The organism is Azospirillum rugosum, assembly GCF_017876155.1.
In the GTDB taxonomy this organism is placed as follows: Bacteria; Pseudomonadota; Alphaproteobacteria; order Azospirillales; family Azospirillaceae; genus Azospirillum; species Azospirillum rugosum.
This window is the reverse complement of the sequence record NZ_JAGINP010000002.1, coordinates 358123-378122: the sequence shown is the minus strand read 5'-3', so window position 1 is coordinate 378122 and position 20000 is coordinate 358123. Positions and strand designations below refer to the sequence as shown.

The 20000-nt window shown below is 67.0% G+C and carries 14 protein-coding genes and 1 riboswitch; of the genes, 2 read left to right on the top strand and 12 right to left on the bottom strand.

Features of this window, described 5'->3' with window-relative positions; translation table 11 throughout:
* Positions 1-98: 98 nt before the first annotated feature.
* Positions 99-1916, bottom strand: coding sequence for a phosphomethylpyrimidine synthase ThiC (gene thiC / locus J2851_RS04955; RefSeq protein WP_209764625.1), 1818 nt, complete (start codon positions 1914-1916; stop codon positions 99-101).
* A gap of 97 nt (positions 1917-2013) precedes the next feature.
* Positions 2014-2124, bottom strand: a riboswitch (TPP riboswitch).
* Between the two features lie 127 nt (positions 2125-2251).
* Between thiC and J2851_RS04950 the strand changes: the two genes are divergently transcribed.
* Positions 2252-2581 (top strand): hypothetical protein, encoded by a 330-nt coding sequence (locus J2851_RS04950; RefSeq protein WP_209764624.1) that lies wholly within the window; start codon positions 2252-2254, stop codon positions 2579-2581.
* 22 nt (positions 2582-2603) lie between these two features.
* Here J2851_RS04950 and J2851_RS04945 read toward each other — a convergent pair whose 3' ends face one another.
* From J2851_RS04945 to J2851_RS04905, 9 genes are all read right to left on the bottom strand, one after another.
* Positions 2604-3428 (bottom strand): IclR family transcriptional regulator, encoded by an 825-nt coding sequence (locus J2851_RS04945; RefSeq protein WP_209764623.1) that lies wholly within the window; start codon positions 3426-3428, stop codon positions 2604-2606.
* Positions 3429-3585: 157 nt separating this feature from the next.
* The gene (fdhF, locus tag J2851_RS04940; protein WP_209764622.1) at positions 3586-6342 is read right to left on the bottom strand and encodes a formate dehydrogenase subunit alpha; all 2757 of its coding nucleotides are present in this window, start codon (positions 6340-6342) and stop codon (positions 3586-3588) included.
* Positions 6342-8099 (bottom strand): NAD(P)H-dependent oxidoreductase subunit E, encoded by a 1758-nt coding sequence (locus J2851_RS04935; protein ID WP_209764621.1) that lies wholly within the window; start codon positions 8097-8099, stop codon positions 6342-6344. Before J2851_RS04935 ends, fdhF begins: the two co-directional genes overlap by 1 nt.
* Positions 8100-8192: 93 nt before the next feature.
* On the bottom strand, positions 8193-9068 hold the full coding sequence (sucD, locus tag J2851_RS04930) for a succinate--CoA ligase subunit alpha (protein WP_209764620.1): 876 nt from the start codon (positions 9066-9068) through the stop codon (positions 8193-8195).
* Positions 9068-10267, bottom strand: coding sequence for an ADP-forming succinate--CoA ligase subunit beta (gene sucC / locus J2851_RS04925; RefSeq protein ID WP_209764619.1), 1200 nt, complete (start codon positions 10265-10267; stop codon positions 9068-9070). Before sucC ends, sucD begins: the two co-directional genes overlap by 1 nt.
* Before the next feature lie 184 nt (positions 10268-10451).
* Positions 10452-12605 carry an acetate--CoA ligase family protein gene (locus J2851_RS04920; protein WP_209764618.1) on the bottom strand — a complete coding sequence of 718 codons (2154 nt, stop codon included), beginning with the start codon at positions 12603-12605 and terminating at the stop codon, positions 10452-10454.
* Positions 12606-12798: 193 nt separating this feature from the next.
* The gene (gene frc / locus J2851_RS04915; RefSeq protein WP_209764617.1) at positions 12799-14073 is read right to left on the bottom strand and encodes a formyl-CoA transferase; all 1275 of its coding nucleotides are present in this window, start codon (positions 14071-14073) and stop codon (positions 12799-12801) included.
* 136 nt (positions 14074-14209) lie between these two features.
* Entirely contained in the window at positions 14210-15952 is a 1743-nt protein-coding gene (oxc, locus tag J2851_RS04910; RefSeq protein WP_246500410.1) for an oxalyl-CoA decarboxylase, read from the bottom strand.
* Between the two features lie 62 nt (positions 15953-16014).
* A complete protein-coding gene (locus J2851_RS04905) occupies positions 16015-16662 on the bottom strand; it encodes a GntR family transcriptional regulator (protein WP_246500409.1) in 648 nt (215 codons plus the stop codon).
* A gap of 585 nt (positions 16663-17247) precedes the next feature.
* Between J2851_RS04905 and J2851_RS04900 the strand changes: the two genes are divergently transcribed.
* Positions 17248-17949, top strand: a complete 702-nt coding sequence (locus J2851_RS04900) for a CBS domain-containing protein (RefSeq protein WP_209764614.1) — start codon at positions 17248-17250, stop codon at positions 17947-17949.
* Between the two features lie 215 nt (positions 17950-18164).
* Here J2851_RS04900 and J2851_RS04895 read toward each other — a convergent pair whose 3' ends face one another.
* A complete protein-coding gene (locus tag J2851_RS04895; protein ID WP_209764612.1) occupies positions 18165-19559 on the bottom strand; it encodes an NAD(P)(+) transhydrogenase (Re/Si-specific) subunit beta in 1395 nt (464 codons plus the stop codon).
* Between the two features lie 2 nt (positions 19560-19561).
* A complete protein-coding gene (locus J2851_RS04890) occupies positions 19562-19996 on the bottom strand; it encodes an NAD(P) transhydrogenase subunit alpha part 2 (protein WP_209764610.1) in 435 nt (144 codons plus the stop codon).
* Positions 19997-20000: the final 4 nt, after the last annotated feature.

Sequence of the window (20000 nt, the reverse complement as noted above, 5' to 3'; positions counted from 1 at the left end):
GAGGGTCGCGCGAGGATCAAGGCACTGATCCTCGGCTGTACCCTCACCCGCCCGCCTTTGGCGGGCACCCTCTCCCGGGACGGGAGAGGGATTTCACGTCACTCCGTCAGGTAGATCTCCCCGCCCTTGGCGCGGAAGCTTTCCGACATTTCGGCCATGCCGGAGTTGGCGTAGTCGCGCACCTCCTGGGTGATCTTCATCGAGCAGAACTTCGGCCCGCACATCGAACAGAAATGCGCGACCTTCGCCCCTTCCGCCGGCAGGGTCTGGTCGTGGAAGCGCTCCGCCGTTTCGGGGTCGAGCGACAGGTGGAACTGGTCGCGCCAGCGGAACTCGAAGCGGGCGCGCGACAGGGCGTCGTCGCGTTCCTGGGCGCCGGGGTGGCCCTTGGCGAGGTCGGCGGCGTGGGCGGCGATCTTGTAGGTCACCACGCCCACCTTGACGTCGTCGCGGTCCGGCAATCCCAGATGCTCCTTCGGGGTGACGTAGCAGAGCATCGCCGTGCCGAACCAGCCGATCATGGCGGCGCCGATGGCGCTGGTGATGTGGTCGTAGCCCGGCGCGATGTCGGTGGTCAGTGGCCCGAGCGTGTAGAAGGGCGCCTCGCCGCACAGCGCCAGCTGCTTGTCCACGTTGGCCTTGATCTTATGCATCGGCACATGGCCCGGCCCCTCGATCATCACCTGCACGTCGTGCTTCCAGGCGATCTTGGTCAACTCGCCCAGAGTCTCCAGCTCCGCGAACTGGGCGGCGTCGTTGGCGTCGGCGATGGAGCCCGGGCGCAGGCCGTCACCCAGCGAGAAGGCCACGTCGTAGGCCTTCATGATCTCGCAGATCTCCTCGAACCGCTCGTAGAGGAAGCTCTCGCGGTGGTGCGACAGGCACCATTTCGCCATGATCGAGCCGCCGCGCGACACGATGCCGGTGACGCGCTTCGCGGTCAGCGGGATGTGCGCCAGGCGGATGCCGGCGTGGATGGTGAAATAGTCGACGCCCTGCTCCGCCTGCTCGATCAGCGTGTCGCGGAAGATCTCCCAGGTCAGGTCCTCGGCCTTGCCGTTGACCTTCTCCAGCGCCTGGTAGATCGGCACGGTGCCGATGGGGACCGGGCTGTTGCGCAGGATCCACTCGCGGGTCGTGTGGATGTTGCGGCCGGTGGACAGGTCCATGACGGTGTCCGCACCCCAGCGGATCGACCAGACCATCTTGTCGACCTCCTCACCCACCGAGGACGCGACGGCGGAGTTGCCGATGTTCGCGTTGATCTTGGTGAGGAAGTTGCGGCCGATGATCATCGGCTCCGATTCCGGGTGGTTGATGTTCGCGGGGATGATCGCCCGGCCGCGCGCCACCTCGTCGCGAACGAACTCCGGCGTCACGAAGTCCGGAATGGAGGCGCCGAAGTCATGCCCGTCGCGCGCAGCGGCCTCGGCCAGGCGCTGGCGGCCCAGGTTCTCGCGCACGGCGATGTATTCCATCTCCGGCGTGACGATGCCGGCGCGGGCGTAGGCCATCTGCGTGACCGCCCTGCCCGGCTTGCCGCGCAGCGGCCGGCGGCCGGCACGGTCGAAGACCGGAACGGCGCGGGCCTCGCCCACGCGCAGCCCGTCGTCCTCCGGGCGGATGGCGCGGCCCTCGTAGGCCTCCACATCGCCACGCGCCTCAATCCAGGCGCGGCGCAGCTCCGGCAGGCCGCGGCGGATGTCGATGGCGACCGCCGGGTCGCTGTAGGGGCCGGACGTGTCGTAGACGCGCACCGGCGCTTCGCCGCCGCCCACGTCGATCTCGCGCATGGCGACGCGCAGGCCGGGGCTCATCTCGCCCGGAAGATGGACCTTGCGGGAGGCCGGCAGCGGGCCGGTGGTGACGGCGAAACGGTCGTCGTCAATTGATGTGGGGGAGAGAGTGTCAGGCATTCTGGATCTCCATCGCATTCAGATCGTGGAGATCCGGGTGTGACGGAGCGGCAGAACGGACCATTGCGGGCAGGCCCTTTTCCGGGCGTGCGTGTCCTCGGTCCATGCGTTCCTGTCCCTACGCCGGTACGACCCGGATCAGGTTCAAAGGGTCCGCACCTTCCGGTGTCATCTCAGCCCCGATACAGGGGCCCCCCTTGGAACACGGCCATGCTTACGGATGCCGGCCGCCGGTGTCAACGCCGCTTTGCGGCTTTTCCGACAATGTGTGACCGGAACAAAAAAGAATGGCCGTGCTGAAGCCAGCACGGCCAGTTTCCGAGAGGCTCGCATAAATGCGAAGCAACAACCCGCCCGATACAGAGGGTGAAGCACCCTTTGCATTTCCAATAATGCCGACCTCGACCGCTCTTTGCAAAGGTCTGTTTGCGCTTTTCCACGCTGCGGAAAAGCAAAACGCAGCGCACAAAAAAAGACCGCGCCAAATTTGGCGCGGTCAAGACTTGCAGGGAGCACTACGTGACGAAGCGCTGTTCCACGCTGTTGCATGTCCTGGAATGGATCAGGGCATGCGAAGCTTGGACATCATCGCTCTTCCGGGAAGAAAAACAGCCTCCACCCTCAGGGCGGTGGAGCGCGCCGCCCGGCCGGCGCGATTCGAATGAGATTGCCGGTCAGGCGGCCCAGTCAGGCAGCCGGCAGGCGCCCGCCGATCTCCGCGGTCACCGAGGCGGCCGTACGCTTGACCAGCTCGCCATAGGCCAGGACGCGCGTGTCGTCGATCCGCTGGTTGGTGCTGGACAGCGACAGGGCGCCGATGACGTGGGCGTTCTCGTCGTAGATCGGGGCGGCGACGCAGCGCATGCCGTTCACCCGCTCCTCCTGGTCGACGGCGTAGCCGCGGCTGCGGGTCAGCGTCAGTTCGCGGTGCAGCGCCGGCAGCGACGACACGGTCGTCCGGGTGAACTGGCGCATGCCGCGCTCGGTCAGGATGGTCTGGATGCGGGTCTCCGGCATGCCGGCCAGCAGCGCCTTGCCGACGGCGGAGCAGTGCAGCAGCGTGCGGTCGGTTACCGGCAGCGTCGCCTGGGCGATGCGCGGGCCACCGACGCGGTGCAGGTAGATGGCTTCGCCATTCTCCTCCACGGCGAGGTTCACGACCTCGCTGGTCTCCTCCATCAGCCGGCGCATGCGCGGCCTGGCGACGTCGAGGAGGCTGCGGGTCTTCAGGAAGCCGGTGCCGGTCATGTAGGCCTGCACGCCCACGGCCCAGCCGCGCTTGCCCTGGTCGAAGCGCACGTAGCGCTCCTCCTGCAGGGTGGTCAGCAGGCGGTGCGTGGTGGAGGGCGACAGGTCGGCGGCGTCGGCCACCGCGGTCAGGCTCATCGGGCTGTCCGACTGGCCGAGAATGGTGAGGATGTGCAGGGCGCGCGACAGGGACTGCACCAAGTTGCCCTTGGAGGCCCGGTCGTTGGCCGCTTCGGTACCGCAGGCTTGCACGGTCGACTTCATGGTCCATCCCTCGGTGTACCGGCGCTTTTGGCGCGCCGTTGATTGGTTATGTTTTGGGGGTGTTGCCCCCACCCCTACCCTCCCCCGCTTCGCAGGGGAGGGAGAAGATGCTCCCCTCCCCTGCGAAGCGGGGGAGGGTTAGGGTGGGGGCAAATGTTTACTGAACCACCGGCTCGATCCGGGCGGCGGAGAACTTGAACTCCGGGATCTTGCCGTAGGGGTCCAGCTTGGGGTTGGTCAAAACGTTGGCCGCGGCTTCGGCGTAGCAGAAGGGCACGAACACGAGGCCCGACGGAACCGCGTAGTCGGAGCGCGCCTTCAGCTCGATGGCGCCGCGGCGGGTGGTGACCTTCACCATGGCACCGGCGTCCACGCCCAGGCGGCGCAGGTCCGCCGGGCTCATGTAGGCGACCGCTTCCGGCTCGATGTCGTCCAGCACCTGGGCGCGGCGGGTCATCGACCCGGTGTGCCAATGCTCCAGCTGGCGGCCGGTGGTGACCACCATCGGGAACTCGGCGTCCGGCTCCTCGGCGGGCGGGATCACGTCGGCGGGGACGAGGCGACCACGGCCCGTGGCCGTCGGGAAGCCGTCGCCGAAGACGATCTCCTGGCCCGGGTCGTCGGCCGACAGGCTCGGGTAGGTGACCGAACCCTCGCGCTCCAGACGCTCCCACGTGATGTTGTCGAGCGAGGGCATGGCGCCCTTCATCTCGCGGAACACGTCGCGGGCGTGGGGGTAGTTCCAGTCCAACCCAAGGCCGCGGGCCATCTCGGTCACGATCCACAGGTCCTGGCGGGCGTCGCCCGGCGGCGGCAGGGCCTGGCGGCCGAGCTGCACCTGGCGGTTGGTGTTGGTCACCGTTCCCGTCTTCTCCGGCCAGGCCGAGGCCGGCAGGACCACGTCGGCGTACTTGGCCGTCTCCGTCAGGAACAGATCCTGCACCACGAGATGGTCGAGCTTGGCGAGCGCGTCGCGGGCGTGCTCCACGTCAGGGTCGGACATCGCGGGGTTCTCACCCATGATGTACATGCCCTTCAGCTTGCCGGCGTGGATCGCGTCCATGATCTCCACGACGGTCAGGCCACGCTTCGGGTCGAGCTTCGTGTCCCAGTAGTCCTCGTAGAAGGCGCGGACCTCCGGGTCGTCCACCGGGCGGTAGTCCGGGAACATCATCGGGATCAGGCCGGCGTCCGACGCGCCCTGGACGTTGTTCTGGCCGCGCAGCGGGTGCAGGCCGGTGCCGGGACGGCCGATCTGGCCGGTGATCAGCGACAGCGCGATCAGGCAGCGCACGTTGTCGGTGCCGTGGGTGTGCTGCGACACGCCCATGCCCCAGAAGATGATCGAGGCTTTGGACGTGGCGTAGAGCCGGGCGACCTCACGCAGGGTCTCCGCCGGGATGCCGCAGATCGGGGCCATCTCCTCCGGCGAGAAGTTGGCGACGTGGGCGCGCAGCTCCTCGAAGTCCTCGGTGTGGTCGCGGACGTAGTCGGCGTCGTACAGCCCCTCCGCGATGATGGTGTGCAGCATGGCATTCAGCATCGGCACGTCGCGGCCGGGCTTGAACTGCATCATGTGCGTCGCGAAGCGCTTCAGCGCCTGGCCGCGCGGGTCCATGACGACCAGCTTGGAGCCCTTCTTCACCGCGTTCTTGAAGAAGGTCGCGGCGACCGGGTGGTTCTCGGTCGGGTTGGAGCCGATGACGACGATCACCTCGGCGTCCTTGGCCGCCATGAAGGGGGCCGTCACCGCGCCCGACCCGATGCCCTCGATCAGCGCCGCCACGGAGGAGGCGTGGCAGAGGCGCGTGCAGTGGTCGACGTTGTTGGTGCCGAAGCCGACGCGCACCAGCTTCTGGAACAGGTACGCCTCTTCGTTCGAACCCTTGGCGGAACCGAAGCCGGCGAGCGCCGAGCCGCCCAGTTCGTCGCGGATCTTGCGCAGGCTGCCGGTGGCGACGGCCAGGGCCTCCTCCCACGTGGCTTCGCGGAAGTGGGTCAGCGGGTTCAGCGGGTCGATGTCCACGTCGTGCTTGGACACGCCCTCCTTGCGGATCAGCGGCTTGGTCAGGCGGTGCGGGTGGTGGATGTAGTCGAAGCCGAAGCGGCCCTTGACGCACAGCCGGTTCTTGTTGGCCGGGCCGTCGCGCCCTTCCACCGACAGCAGCTTCTCGTCCTTGATGTTGTAGGTCAGCTGGCAGCCGACGCCGCAATAGGGGCAGACGCTGTCCACCTTGCGGTCCGGCTCCGTCGTGAAGACGCCGGTGTTCAGGTCCACCTGGGTCTTCGGCATCAGGGCGCCGGTCGGGCAGGCCTGCACGCACTCGCCGCAGGCGACGCAGGTGCTGTCGCCCATGGGGTCGGCGAAGTCGAAGACGATCGTCTCCTTGTGGCCGCGCAGCGCCATGCCGATCACGTCGTTGACCTGGACCTCGCGGCAGGCGCGGACGCACAGGTTGCACTGGATGCAGGCGTCGAGCTGCACCGCCATGGCCGGGTGGCTGAAGTCCGGCTTCGGCGCGCTTTCACGGCGCGGGAAGCGGCTGTCGGACACCTCCAGATTGTCGGCCCAGTGCCAGAACGAGGAGTTCGGGTCGTGGGCTTCCTCGCGCTTGGGCTGGTCGGTGACCAGCATCTCGATGACCATCTTGCGGGCGAACTTCGCCTTGTCGCTGGCCGAGCGGACGCGCATGCCCGCGGTCGGGTGGCGCACGCAGGAGGCCGACAGCACGCGCTCGCCGTCGATCTCCACCATGCAGGCGCGGCAGTTGCCGTCGGCCCGGTAGCCCGGCGCGTCGGAGTAGCAGAGGTGCGGGATCTCGGTGCCCAGGCGGTTGGCGACCTGCCAGATGGTCTCGCCCGGATGCGCTTCGACGAGGTCGTCGTCCAGATGGAAGAGGATGCGGTCGCTCATCACTTGTCTCCCTGCCCGGCTTTGGCGCTCAGGGCAAGCTCGGCGCGGAAATGCTTCAGCGCGGTCTTCAGCGGGTTCATCGCGGCCTGGCCCAGGCCGCAGATGGAGGCGGAGCCCATCAGGGCGGCCAGTTCATCCAGCAGCGGCTCGTCCCAGACCGGCTGCTTGATCAGCGCCACGGCCTTCTCGGTCCCGACACGGCAGGGCGTGCACTGGCCGCAGCTCTCGTCCTCGAAGAAGTCCAGCAGGTTGCGGACGACCTTGCGCATGTCGTCCTTGTCCGACAGGACCACGACAGCGGCCGAGCCGATGAAGCAGCCGTGCTGCTCCAGCGTGCCGAAGTCCAGCGGGATGTCGTCCATGCTGGCCGGCAGGATGCCGCCCGACGCGCCGCCCGGCAGGTAGCCGATGAAGCGGTGGCCGTCGGCCATGCCGCCGCAATACTCCTCGATCAACTCGCGGATCGTCACGCCGGCGGGGGTCAGCTTGACGCCCGGCTCCTTGACGTGGCCGGAGACGGAGAAGCTGCGCAGGCCCTTGCGGCCGTTGCGGCCGAAGCTGCCCCACCAGTCCCCGCCCTTCTCCAGGATGTCGCGGATCCAGAACAGCGTCTCGACGTTGTTGATCAGCGTCGGACGGCCGAACAGGCCGACGACGGAGGGGAACGGCGGCTTGTGGCGCGGCAGTCCGCGCTTGCCCTCGATGCTTTCCAGCATCGCGGACTCCTCGCCGCAGATGTAGGCGCCGGCGCCGCGGCGCAGGTGGATGCGGGTGTGGTCGGCGAGGCCGGCCTCCTCGATCTTGGCGATCTCACGCAGCAGAGCCTCGCGGATGTGCGGGTACTCGTCGCGCAGGTAGATGTAGACGTCCGTCGCCTCCACCACCCAGGCGCCGATCAGCATGCCTTCCAGGAAGCGGTGCGGGTCGTTCTCCAGGTGGAAGCGATCCTTGAAGGTGCCGGGCTCGCCCTCGTCGCCGTTCACCGCCATCAGGCGGGGACCCGGCTCGTGCCGGACGAAGCGCCACTTGCGGCCGGTCGGGAAGCCGGCGCCGCCGAGGCCGCGCAGGTTGGCCGATTCAAGCTTGCCGAGGATGTCCTCGACCGCGACGCGGCCTTCCTTGCAATCGACCAGCAGCTTGTAGCCACCGTCCTGGCGATACTGCTCGAAGCTGATGTGATCGGGCAGGTGCGGGTGGGTGTCGCCGCTCTTCACCGCCTCCACCACGCTCGCGACCGTGGCGTTCTCGTGCAGCGCGTGGCCGATGGCGACCGCCGGGGCGTTGTGGCAGGCGCCCATGCAGGGCGCGCGGATGACGCGGACGTCAGACCCCATCTCCGCCTTCAGGTCGTCCAGCAGCTTCTCGCCGCCGGCCATGCAGCAGCTCAGGCTGTCGCAGACCCGCACCGTGAGCGCCGGGGGAGCCTCCTCCCCCTCCATCACGATGTCGAAGTGGGCGTAGAAGGACGCCACCTCGTACACTTCCACCAGCGCCAGCCGCATCTCCTGCGCCAGGGCGGCGAGGTGGCGGGCGTGCAGGCAATGGAAGGTGTCCTGCAGCAGGTGCAGGTGTTCGATCAGCAGGTCGCGCTGGCGCGACCGGTCGCCGAGCAGTTCCTGCACCTCGGCCAGTGCTGCGGGGTCGACCTGGCGGCCCTTGGGCTGGATGCGGGTGTTCCGCCGCCCGGCGCCGGGATGGATGGCCCGTTTCCCGGGTTCGCGCTTCTTCTCGTCCTTGGCGACAATGGCCGTGTCCATTGCTCCGCCCCCTCTCGTCGTTCGTTAGCGTTTGTTATGGCGTGGCGCGTCTTGTTGTTCTTGGTGCGCCACGCGTTTCGGACCCTTACCTTATCAGCCCTTGAAGACCTGGAGCATAGTGGACCCCAGGCTGGCCGGGCTGTCGGCGACGGCGATGCCGGCCGACTTCATGAACTCGATCTTGAAGTCGGCGGTGTCGTTGCCGCCGGAGATCACCGCGCCCGCGTGGCCCATGCGGCGGCCCGGAGGCGCCGTGCGGCCGGCGATGAAGCCGACCACCGGCTTCTTGGTGCCGGAGGCCTTGATGAACTCCGCACCCTTGACCTCGGCGTCGCCGCCGATCTCGCCGATCATGATGATGCCCTCGGTCTCCGGGTCCTTCAGGAACAGCTCCAGGCTGTCCACGAAGTTGGTGCCGTTGACCGGGTCGCCGCCGATGCCGATGCAGGTCGTCTGCCCCAGCCCCGCCGCCGTGGTCTGCGCCACCGCTTCATAGGTGAGCGTGCCGGAGCGCGAGACAATGCCGATCTTACCGCGCTTGTGGATGTGGCCCGGCATGATGCCGATCTTGCACTCGTCGGGCGTGATGATGCCCGGGCAGTTCGGCCCGATCAGCCGGGTCTTGGAGTTGCCGAGCGCGCGCTTGACGCGGACCATGTCCAGCACCGGGATGCCCTCGGTGATGCAGACCACCAGCGGGACCTCGGCGTCGATCGCCTCCAGGATGGCGTCGGCCGCAAACGGCGGCGGCACGTAGATGACCGAGGCGTTGGCGCCGGTCTTCTCGACCGCGTCGGCCACCGTGTCGAACACCGGCAGGTCGAGGTGCTTGGTGCCGCCCTTGCCCGGGGTGACGCCGCCGACCATCTTCGTGCCGTAGGCGATCGCCTGCTCCGAGTGGAAGGTGCCCTGGGCTCCGGTGAAGCCCTGGCAGATCACCTTCGTGTTCTTGTCGACGAGGACGGACATCAGGCACGCTCCTTCACGACGGCACGAACGATCTTCTCGGCGGCGTCGGCCAGATTGTCGGCGGAAATGATGGGAAGACCGGAGTCGGCGAGGATCTGCTTGCCGAGCGCGACGTTGGTGCCTTCCAGGCGGACGACCAGGGGAACGTGCAGCTGCACCTCGCGGGCCGCGGCGACCACGCCTTCGGCGATGACGTCGCAGCGCATGATGCCGCCGAAGATGTTGACCAGGATGCCCTTCACGTTCGGGTCGGACAGGATCAGCTTGAAGGCCGCGGTGACGCGCTCCTTCGTGGCGCCGCCGCCGACGTCGAGGAAGTTGGCCGGCTCGCCGCCGTACAGCTTGATGATGTCCATGGTGGCCATCGCCAGGCCGGCGCCGTTCACCATGCAGCCGATGTTGCCGTCCAGCTTGACGTAGTTCAGGTCGTGCTTGGCCGCCTCGATCTCCGCCGGGTCCTCCTCCGCCTCGTCGCGGAGCGCGGCGACGTCCTTGTGGCGGAACAGCGCGTTGTCGTCGAAGCCCATCTTAGCGTCGAGCGCCAGGATGTCGCCCGAACCGGTGACGATCAGCGGGTTGATCTCCAGGATGGAGCAGTCGAGGTCGTTGAAGGCGCGGTACATGGCCGTCAGGAACTTCGCGGCGGCCCCCACCTGCTTGCCTTCCAGGCCCAGCGCGAAGGCGACTTTGCGGGTGTGGTAGCCCTGGATGCCGGTGGCCGGGTCGACGGCGACCTTGATGATCCGCTCCGGCGTGTTGTGGGCGACCTCCTCGATCTCCATGCCGCCTTCGGTCGAGGCGATGATGGTCACGCGGCCCGAGGCGCGGTCCACCAGCATGCCGAGGTACAGTTCCCGCTTGATGTCGGCGCCTTCCTCGATGTAGACGCGCTTGACTTCCTTGCCCTCGGCCCCGGTCTGCTTGGTCACCAGGACGTGGCCGAGCATTTCGCCGGCGTTCTTGGTGACGTCGTCGACCGACTTGACGACACGGACGCCGCCCTTGCCCTCGGGGTTGTCCTTGAAGCGGCCGGCGCCACGGCCACCGGCGTGGATCTGCGACTTGACCACCCAGACTGGGCCGCCCAGCTCGCGCGCGGCGGCTTCGGCCTCCCCGGCGGTGAAGGCGACGCCCCCGCGGGGAACCGCCACCCCGTATTTGCGCAGAAGCTCCTTCGCCTGATGCTCGTGGATGTTCATGGTGTTTGTGTCCCCTCCCCCGAGGATGTTTGTTCGGTTATCGCGTTTATGGTGTCGCGTTGGGCCCCCACCCTAACCCTCCCCCATCTTCGACGGGGGAGGGAACTCCGCCGCCCCCGCTTGAAGCCCCTCCCCCCGTCGAAGATGGGGGGAGGTTGGGAGGGAGCCCAACGCGTGAACGTTTTTACAGAAGGCCCGCCGCGCGCGCCCACTTGTACTTGGCGCCCAGAACCGCAACCGGCGTTTCGGTCGTGTACGGGTAGGCCACGACGCCGTGATCGTAGAGGAAGGCGGCGGCCTCCTCCACCTGCACGTCGCCGGCCAGCGAGGCGACGATGGGCTTTTCGATGCCCTTCGCCTTCATCTCGTCCTTCACCTCGACGACCAGCTTGGCGAACACCATCGGCGGCGTGATGATCGTGTGCCAGTAGCCCAGGATCAGCGCGTGGATGCGGTCGTCCTGGAGGCCGAGACGGATGGTGTTCTGGTAGGTCGTCGGCGGCTCCCCGCCCGTGATGTCCACCGGGTTGCCGGCGGCGCCGAAGGGCGGGATAAACTTGCGGAAGGCCGCGTCAAGGTCCGACGGCATCGCCATCAGCGACAGGCCGTTGTCCACGCAGGCGTCCGACAGCAGCACGCCCGACCCGCCGGCGCCGGTGATGATCACCACATTCTCGCCCTTCGGCGTCGGCAGCACCGGGATGCCGCGGGCGAACTGCAGCAGGTCCTGCAGGCTGCGCGCCCGCACCACGCCCGACTGCTTCAGCACGTCCTCGTAGATCTTGTCGTTGCCGGCGAGCGCCCCGGTGTGGGAGCTGGCCGCCCGCGCGCCGAGCGAGGTGCGCCCGGCCTTCAGCACCACGACCGGCTTCTTCTTGGACACCTGCTTGGCGGCCTCCGCGAAGGAGCGGCCATCCTTCAAGTCCTCGCAGTGCATGGCGACGACCTGGGTGTTCTCGTCCTGCTCGAAGAAGTACAGCAGGTCGTCCTCGTCGATGTCCGACTTGTTGCCGAGCCCGACGATGGCCGACACACCCATCTTGGCCGACCGGCTGAAGCCGATGATCGCCATGCCGATGCCGCCGGACTGCGACGACAGCGCCGCCTTGCCCTTCACGTCGTAGGGCGTGCAGAAGGTCGCGCAGAGGTTCTTCGGCGTGTAGTAGAAGCCGTAGATGTTCGGCCCCATCAGGCGCACGTCATGCTTGCGCGCGATGGCGACGATCTCCTCCTGCCCCTCGACATTGCCGGTCTCGGCGAAGCCCGAGGGGATCAGGACGGCGCCAGGGATCTTCTTCTCGCCCACCTCGGTCAGGGCTTGCGCCACGAACTTGGCCGGGATGGCGAAGACCGCCACGTCGATGTTGCCGGGGACGTCCTTGACGCTTTTGTAGGCCTTGTAGCCCAGGATGTCGTCGGCCTTGGGGTGGATCGGGTAGATCTGGCCCTTGTAGCCCCCGTTGATGAGGTTCTTCATCACGGAGTTGCCGATCTTCCCATCCTCGGCCGAGGCGCCGATGACCGCCACCGCGTCGGGCTTCATGATCCGGTTCATCTGCCGGACGATCTGCTCCTGCGTCGGGCGGTAGCGCGGGGTCTTGGCCTCGAAATCCAGCACCACGCGCACGTCGGCGGCGGTGGCGCCATCCTCCCGCGCGAAGACCGGGTTGAGGTCCAGTTCCACGATCTCCGGCACGTCATTGACGAGGCGGGAGACGTTGACGATCACGTCGGCGAGCGCCTCTCGGTCGACCGGCTTGCCGCCGCGCACGCCCTTCAGCATCTCCGCGGCCTGGATGCCGTCGAGCATCGACAGGGCCTCGTCGCGGGACACCGGGGCCAAGCGGAAGGTGACGTCCTTCAGCACCTCGACCAGCACGCCGCCGAGGCCGAAGGCCACCAGCTTGCCGAAGCTCTGGTCGGTGATGGAGCCGACGATGACCTCGGTCCCGCCCTTCAGCATCTGCTGGACCTGGATGCCGATCAGCTCGGCCTTCGGGTCGTAGGCGCGGGCGCGGTCCATGATGGTCTTGAAGCCCTCGCGGACGGCGTCGGCGCTCTGGACGCCGACCAGCACGCCGCCGGCCTCGGTCTTGTGCAGAATCTGCGGCGACACGATCTTCAGAACGACCGGAAAGCCCATCCCCTCAGCCAGCGTCACCGCCTCGTCGGCGGTCTTCGCCAGGCCTTCCTTGGGCACCGGAATTCCGTAAAGGTCGCAGAGTTCCTTGGCCTCCGGCGCGGTCAGCGCGGTGCGGCCTTCCGCCTTCGCGGTGTCGAGAAGGCGGCGGACGGTCTCTGCGGTGCCTTTGCGGCTCTGATCGTAGGCTACGCTCATGGCGTTCCCTCCTTGCGAACTTCTTTTTCGGGCTTTGTTATTTTGAATTCGCGTCGCGGGCAGATTTTTTAAGTCGATCGGCGGCGGCTCGTCCGCGGCGCACGTCTAGTGTCTCGGTGTGGGAGCGGTGCTCCCCGCCTCCCCCGCCCTTCGGCGGAGAAGGCTGCAGAGGTGTGGTGCGAAGCTCCCCTTGTTACTCGGCGGCCATCCGCTGGGTCGCGCCGAGCGCGCCACTGTCCCGCAGTTCGGCGATGCGCTGCGGGTCGAAGCCCAGCACCTCGCGCAGGATCTCGTCGGTGTGCTCACCCAGCAGCGGCGAGCGCGTCACCTCGGTCGGGCTGTCCGACAGCTTGATCGGGTTGCCGACCGACAGGTACTTGCCGCGCTTCGGGTGGTCGACCTCCACGACCGTGCCGGTCTCGCGCAGGGACTCATCCTCGGCCAGTTCCTTCATGGACAGGATCGGGCCGCAGGGGATGTCGTACTTGTTGAGGATCTCCATGGCCTCGAACTTCGTCTTGGTCATGGTCCATTCCTCGACCGTCGCGAAGATCTCCTTCAGGCGCGGCAGGCGGGCGACCGGCGTGGCGTAGTCGGGGTCGGTGACCCACTCCGGCTTGCCGATCACTTCGCAAATCTTGGCCCAGACCGGGGCCTGGGTGATGAAGTAGATGTAGGCGTTCGGGTCGGTCTCCCAGCCCTTGCACTTCAGGATCCAGCCCGGCTGGCCGCCGCCCGAGGCGTTGCCGGCGCGCGGCACGGTGTCGCCGAACTCGCCGTTCGGGTACTGCGGGTATTCCTTCAGCGGGCCGTGGGCGAGGCGCTGCTGGTCGCGCAGCTTGACGCGGCACAGGTTCAGCACGGCGTCCTGCATGGCCGCCAGCACCTTCTGGCCGCGGCCGGTGTGGGTGCGCTGGTAGAGCGCGGTGACGATGCCCAGCGCCAGGTGCAGGCCGGTGCCGCTGTCGCCGATCTGCGCGCCGGTGACCAGCGGGGGGCCGTCGTCGAAACCGGTGGTGGAGGCCGCACCGCCCGCGCACTGGGCGACGTTCTCGTAGACCTTGCAGTCCTCATAGGGGCCGGGGCCGAAGCCCTTCACCGAGGCCACGATGATGCGGGGGTTGATCTCCTGGATGCGTTCCCACGAGAAGCCCATGCGGTCGAGCACGCCGGGGGCAAAGTTCTCGACCATCACGTCGCAGGTGCGGACCAGCTCTTCCAGGATCGCCTTGCCGGCGGGGTTCTTGGTGTCGAGCGTGATGGACCGCTTGTTGTGGTTCAGCATGGTGAAGTAAAGGCTGTCGGCATCGGGAATATCGCGCAGCTGGCCACGCGTGATGTCCCCCTCCCCCGGACGCTCGACCTTGATCACGTCGGCACCGAACCACGCCAGCAGCTGCGTGCAGGTCGGGCCCGACTGGACGTGGGTGAAGTCGAGAATCTTGACGCCTTCGAGTGCCTTTGCCATCCAACCCTCCCAGGGTCTCGTGTGGTGTGGTCCCCGCGTTCTTTGGACCGCGTTCTTGGGAATTGGCGGCCCGCCCTTGAAGGAACGGGCCACCTTGTGCGTTGACGGGGGACTGTTCGGTTCCTAGTCGCTTGTTTTAGGCCTTCGGGCCCTTGCGGACCGCGGACGTCGGGTTCAGGCTACCGATGTTGCCGCTCTCCGTGCCGGCCGCCGGGTCGATGGCGGCGTTGATGAGGGTCGGCTTGCCGGAGTTCATCGCCTCGGCAACGGCGCGGTACAGCTCGTCCGGCGACGTGACGTGGACGCCGGTGCCCCCGAAGGCTTCCATCATCTTGTCGTAGCGGCTGTCCGGCACGAAGACCATCGGCGACGGGTCGGCGCCGCCGGTCGGGTTGACGTCGGTGCCGCGGTAGATGCCGTTGTTGTTGAAGACGACGATGCAGACCGGAAGGTTGTACCGGCAGACCGTCTCCACCTCCATGCCGGAGAAGCCGAAGGCGCTGTCGCCCTCGATCGCCAGCACCGGCTTGCCCGTCTCGACGGCGGCGGCGACGGCGTAGCCCATGCCGATGCCCATCACGCCCCAGGTGCCGACGTCCAGGCGCTTGCGCGGCTGGTACATGTCGATGATGCCGCGGGCGAGGTCGAGGGTGTTGGCGCCCTCGTTGACCAGGATCGCGTCCGGACGCTCCTTGATGATGCGGCGCAGGGCCCCAAGCGCGCCGTGGAAGTCCATCGGCGACTTGTTGTTCATCAGCTTGGGCGCCATCTTGGCGATGTTGGCTTCCTTCTTGGTGTTGACCGTCTCCAGCCACTCGGACGGCGGCGGGGTCCAGTCACCACCCAGACCGGCGGTCAGGGCGGACACGCAGGAGCCGATGTCGCCGACCAGCGGGGCGACGATCTCGACGTTGCTGTCCATCTCCTTCGGCTCGATGTCGATCTGGATGAACTTCTTCGAGCCGGGCTCACCCCACGACTTGCCCTTGCCGTGCGACAGCAGCCAGTTCAGACGGGCGCCGACCAGCAGGACGACGTCGCTGTCCTTCAGCACGGTGGAACGGGCAGCGCCGGCCGACTGCGGGTGCGTGTCGGGCAGCAGGCCCTTGGCCATGCTCATCTGGAGGAACGGGATGCCGCTCTTCTCGATCAGCTCGCGGACCGCCTCGTCGGCCTGGGCGTAGGCAGCGCCCTTGCCGAGGATGATCAGCGGACGCTTGGCGCCCTTCATCACGTCGAGCGCGCGGGCCACCGCCGACGGGGCCGGCAGCTGGTCCGGGGCCGGGTCGATGACCTTCACCAGCGACTTCGCACCCTCGGCGGCGTTCATCACCTGCGAGAACAGCTTGGCCGGCAGGTCGAGGTAGACGCCGCCCGGACGGCCCGACACGGCCGCGCGGATGGCGCGGGCGACGGCGATGCCGATGTCCTGGGCGTGCAGCACGCGGAAGGCCGCCTTGCACAGCGGCTTGGCGATGGCGAGCTGGTCCATCTCCTCATAGTCGCCCTGCTGGAGATCGACGATCTCGCGCTCGGACGACCCGGAGATCAGGATCATCGGGAAGCAGTTGGTGGTCGCATTGGCGAGCGCCGTCAGGCCGTTCAGGAAGCCCGGGGCCGACACGGTCAGGCAGACGCCCGGCTTCTTGGTGAGGAAACCGGCGACGGCGGCGGCATGGCCGGCGTTCTGCTCGTGGCGGAAGGAGATGACGCGCATGCCCTCGCCCTGCGCCATGCGGAGCAGGTCGGAAATCGGAATGCCGGGCACGCAGTACAGGTTCTCGATGCCATTGAGCTTGAGCGCATCGATGACGAGCTGAAAGCCATCCGTCAGCGCTGCGTCGACTTCGGTTTCGTCCGTGGCTTGGTTCTTGACCATCGTTGCAGCCGCACTAGACATAAGGGTAAGTCCTCCCCGAGCTTCTTTGGTTTCGAGAGCGGTCAGTCGAGAAAATCGCAGTGCTGTTCCACATAGCGGGCAAGGCCAAGCGTGTGTTCACGCACACGACGCTCAGCCAGATCGGCGTCGCGGTTCATCAGTGCTTCGATGATTTCCCGGTGTTCGACGATCGATTTCTCGGCCCTCCGGCCGCGTCGCATGGTGACGCGGCGGATCGCCCGCATGTGGATGAAGAACCGGTCGGTCAGGTCGCCGATCAACGTGCAGCCCGAGGCCTGGATGATCGACTGGTGAAACAGGATGTTCGCGTCGGAGTATTCCAGGACGTGATCGGCCAGCTCGCCTTCCGAGAAGCGGTCGAAGGTCGCGTTCAGCTCCTTCATCTTGCGCTCGGTGGCGCGCTCCACGAAGAGGCGCGCGGCCATGCCTTCGAGAGCGGCGCAGACCGTGATCATCTCGATGACCTCGGCCTTCGTCTTGCGGACCACGAAGATGCCCCGGCGCGGCATGGAGCGGATGAACCCCTCCTGCTCCAGGAGCGCCATGGCCTCGCGCACCGGGGTGCGGCTGACGCCGAGCGCTTCGCAGAGCTGGCGCTCGTCGAGGCGGATTTCGCTGGCCTCCCCGTAGATGTCCATCTGGGTGATGGCGTGGCGGAGCGCCTGATAGGCCTTTGCCTTGAAACTCATCCCCTGGTCGAGGGGTTCTACGGAGAAACTCATTCGATTCATCACGTTCCCGTCCCTGTATCCGCCGCGCGTTTTGCGCTGATTGCACCTGCCTTACCGGCTTCTTGTGGTTCTGTTGCGGGCTTGGATTGGTGATACGGTATACCAGATGCCAAGCGAACTCAAGGGAATATGTTAGCGATGCGAACTGTTTTCAGCTGGAACCAGATCGGCGACGGCCGCCCTTAGCGAACTCTTGAATATCAGCGACTTAGGCCGACAGAGCGACCGCTGGCGGGCCACAATCGACGGCAAGCTGGCATCTGGTATACGATATTCCAGAGCGTTATGCCTGGTATACCGAATTCATGTTGGTTGGGCAAGCGAATCCCGGGGTAAAACCTTAACCGGAACTACACGCATTCCTCCCTGTAGATTCCCCGACTGGCGGCTCCCCGGTTCACCACCGGCGGAGCCCTCTTTTTTCCCGGCCTGCCCTGCGGCGGATCGGCGCAGTGGTATACCGTACACCAAAGCGCGGCCATGGTCTCGGCCGAGTCGGTGTAGACTGGGTCCACAAGCAAAATCACGGCAGGAGGAAACGCCATGAAAGCCGCCGACATCATGACCCGCCAGGTCATCACGATCGATCCGGACAGCACCGTGACCGACGCCGCGCAACGCATGCTGGAGAACCGGATCAGCGGGCTTCCGGTCTGCGACGCCAACGGGCGCCTGCTCGGCGTCATCAGCGAAGGGGATCTGCTGCGCCGCGCAGAGACGGGCACGGTGCGCCGGGCCTCGTGGTGGCTCGCCATGCTGGCCGGGGCTCCGACCCAGGCGCAGGACTACACCAAGTCGCACGGGCGCCGCGTGCGCGACGTCATGTCCACCAGTGTGGTCGCGGCAAACGAGGACACGCCGGTCGAAGAGGTCGTCCGGCTCATGGAGTCGCACCGGATCAAGCGCGTCCCGGTCCTGCGCGACGGCCGGCTGGTGGGCATCATCAGCCGCGCCAATTTGCTGCACGTCCTCGCCACCATCGCCCCGGACGTCAGCCCGGCGACAGCCGACGACGGCGCGCTGCGCAACCGCATCCTGGAGACCCTGCGCGCCGAACCCTGGGCGCCGGAGATCAGCGACAACATCGTCGTCCGCAACGGCGTGGTGCATCTCTGGGGCAGCGTCCGCACCGACGCGCAGCGCGATGCCCTGCGCGTCGCCGCCGAGAACACCCCGGGCGTGAAGCGCGTGGAGAACAACCTGGTCATCATCGACCACGTAGCCGAAGGTGCGGTGGGGTTCTAAACGCGGACCGTACCCCCACCCTCCCGCTCCGCGGGTCCCTCCCTCCCCCGCTGCGCAGGGGAGGGCTTGTTTGCGGAGCCTGCGGCAGTCCCCTCCCCTGCGAAGCGGGGGAGGGTTAGGGTGGGGGCAATACCAAGCCATCCCAACCGTTCCCAACAAAAAAGCCCCTTCCCGGACCACCGGAAAGGGGCTTTCCTTTCCAACCACTACCCCCGCTACTCGGTCGCCTTGACCACCTCTTCGGTGACCTTCTTGGCGTCGCCGAACAGCATCATGGTGTTGGGGCGGAAGAACAGCTCGTTCTCCACGCCGGCATAGCCGGCGGCCATGCCGCGCTTGATGAAGAACACCGTCTTGGCCTTCTCCACGTCCAGGATCGGCATGCCGTAGATCGGCGACTGCGGATCGGTCTTGGCCGCCGGGTTGGTCACGTCGTTGGCGCCGATCACGAAGGCCACGTCGGCCGTGCCGAAGTCGCGGTTGATGTCCTCCAGCTCGAACACCTCGTCGTAGGGCACGTTGGCCTCGGCCAGCAGCACGTTCATGTGGCCCGGCATGCGGCCCGCGACGGGGTGGATGGCGTACTTGACGTCCACGCCTTCCTTCTTCAGCAGGTCGGCCATCTCGCGCAGCGCGTGCTGCGCCTGCGCCACCGCCATGCCGTAGCCCGGCACGATGATCACCGACTGCGCGTTCTTCATGATGTAGGCCGCGTCCTCCGGCGAGCCGGCCTTCACCGTCCCGCGCTCCGCTCCGCCGACACCGGCCGCCGCCGCGGCGCTCTCGCCGCCGAAGCCGCCGAGGATAACGTTGAAGATCGAGCGGTTCATGCCCTTGCACATGATGTAGGACAGGATCGCGCCCGAGGAGCCGACCAGCGCGCCGGTGATGATCAGCAGGTTGTTCTGCAGCGTGAAGCCGATGCCCGCCGCCGCCCAGCCGGAATAGCTGTTCAGCATCGAGATCACCACCGGCATGTCCGCACCGCCGATCGGCAGGATCAGCAGGAAGCCCAGCGCCAGGGAAACGCCGACGATCAGCCACAAGGCGGCCGAGGAATTCGACTGCACCAGCCAGAGGATCAGCAGGATGGTCAGCACGCCGAGCGCGGCGTTGAGGTGGTGCTGGAAGGGGAAGACCAGCGGCTTGCCGGTGACCAGACCCTGGAGCTTGGCGAAGGCGACGATGGAGCCGGTGAAGGTGATGGCGCCGATGGCGGTGCCGAGCGCCATCTCGACCAGCGAGCCCTTGGCGATGGCGCCGGGCACGCCGATGCCGTAGGCCTCCGGCGAGTAGAAGGCCGACAGCGCCACGAACACCGCGGCCAGACCGACCAGCGAGTGGAAGGCGGCGACCAGCTGGGGCAGCGCGGTCATCTCGATCTTCTTGGCGATGACGTAGCCGATGCCGCCGCCGATGGCGATGCCGAGCACGATCATCCAGTAGGACTGGACGATGGGCAGGGCCAGCGTGGTGAGGATGGCGATGGTCATGCCGACCATGCCGTAGAGGTTGCCCTGGCGCGAGGTCTCCGGGCTGGACAGCCCGCGCAGCGCCATGATGAAGCAGACCGAGGCGACGAGGTAGAGAAGGGCCGACAGCGTTTCCATGGTTACTTGCCCTTCTTCTTGAACATGGAGAGCATGCGCTGGGTGACCAGGAAGCCGCCGAAGATGTTGACGCTGGCCAGGATGACGGCGAGGAAGCCCATGATCTTGGAGAAGCCGAAGCCGGCCGGCCCGGCGGCGATCAGCGCGCCGACGATGATCACCGAGGACACGGCGTTGGTCACCGCCATCAGCGGCGAGTGCAGCGCCGGCGTCACCCGCCACACCACGTAGTAGCCGACGAAGCAGGCCAGCACGAGCACCGTCAGCCCGGTGATGAAGAAGCTGCCGTGGCTGGCGGTGTCCACGATGTTGGTGGGAACGGGCATGGCGTGTGTCAGCTGCGCGACCTGGACGTTCAGTTCGGCGGTCTGGTTGGTCAGGGTGAGGAGCGACTGGCGAAACGCGTCCAGCTGGCTCGCGGGATCGGGATGTTCCATGGAA